The organism is Bartonella sp. CL266QHHD, assembly GCF_042195355.1.
Classification (GTDB): domain Bacteria; phylum Pseudomonadota; class Alphaproteobacteria; order Rhizobiales; family Rhizobiaceae; genus Bartonella.
The window spans coordinates 1-1,326 of record NZ_JBHIOD010000030.1; the positions used below are offsets into that span (position 1 = coordinate 1).

Here is a 1,326-nt window from a genome sequence, read left to right on the forward strand (position 1 = left end):
ACTCTACGTCAAGATTCCATCTGGAGCGTCACATTATTATGCAAGTAATTTTTATGAATTTCTCTGTAAAAGAATTAAAGAACACGCAGGGTAATGACGATGCAAACCAAAGATGCAACAGAGATTTTAAAAAGACTTGGCTGGGAGCCTCATCGCGATAAAATGGGTGATATGTTTGCTTATTATCACCTCCCCGATCGCATAGTGCGTATTCATTATGGTGTCATAGATTATGGACGGGATAGCGGAAGATTGTGGGTTTCTGTCAGTCTTACTACTGCTGCTTATTGTCTTGGCTGTGAATATGCTAACGGTAAAGAATCTCAACCTCTATATGAGGATATGCTGATTTCTTCAGAAGAGAATTTTGGAGTTACAGCGCTGGAGTTTTTTGAAAACCACGTTAAGGTAGCTTTAAACAAAGTGGTTGCATGGGCGCAAGCACAAGATATTGAGCAAAAATTACGTGAAGAATCTGCTAATCATTCTCTCGTTGCAAAGGCTCTACTCGGCGATACCGAAACTTTAAGGAATTACAAACCTACACCTCAATTATATACACCAGAGTTTTCTGATTATGAAAAGATAACGCAGGTTAAGCGCGTTATCTTTTTTGCTGAAGCTTATAAAAATAATGAATTGGATGACATTTTAGCACGCAAAAAACCGAAACAGCGTTTGATGAGTCTCACAGCAGCAACGCACATTCTTAAAACCCAAGGATGGTTTGCCACAGAGCCTGGGAAAATGTGGTTAGTTTTGCCGGATCGTTTTATTCAATTTGATTTTGGTTTTATCCGTCTTCATTATGATTATAATGTTCATCTTGAAGCAGGGATCTCCAACGAAGATATTTCTGTAGCTTGCCATTATATTCACGATAGTAGAAAATGTAGGCAGATATCAGCTACAAATATTTATCAGTCTTTTAATACGATTGAGGGAGGGGTTTTTAGTGGTGTTGATAAAGGAATTGATATTTGTGTAGAGATATTGAATGAGCAAGAGTTGACAAAAATCTCTGAGCGGGTGATACAGTGGGCACGTGCCCAAGATTTACAAGCATCAATAGAAAGCAAAACGCTTATCCAAAAATATAGCTATTATCCAGCTGTGATTTGGCATTTGGCTTGTTTAGCATTGACAGGTCAAATTGATGTCCTGAAATCCTATCAAAATGCCGTAAAAGCAGGTACGATTTCTGAATATTTAGATGACGATGATGTGGAAAAATATGTTAATCACGCTGTTCAATTTGCTGAAGGACATCTGACCGTTTTAAAGGAGCGAGAGGCGGCAGATGCACGTATTGGTGTACAATCTTTG

The 1,326-nt window shown here is 38.5% G+C and carries 1 protein-coding gene and 1 pseudogene; both read left to right on the forward strand.

The genetic code is table 11. The features are described 5' to 3' along the window. Nucleotides 1-94, forward strand: a pseudogene (locus ACFIK7_RS02655) (SMI1/KNR4 family protein); the annotation flags it as partial. A gap of 5 nt (nt 95-99) precedes the next feature. After that, a partial coding sequence (locus ACFIK7_RS02660; protein WP_375662890.1) for a DUF6990 domain-containing protein occupies nt 100-1,326 on the forward strand: 1,227 nt, incomplete at its 3' end.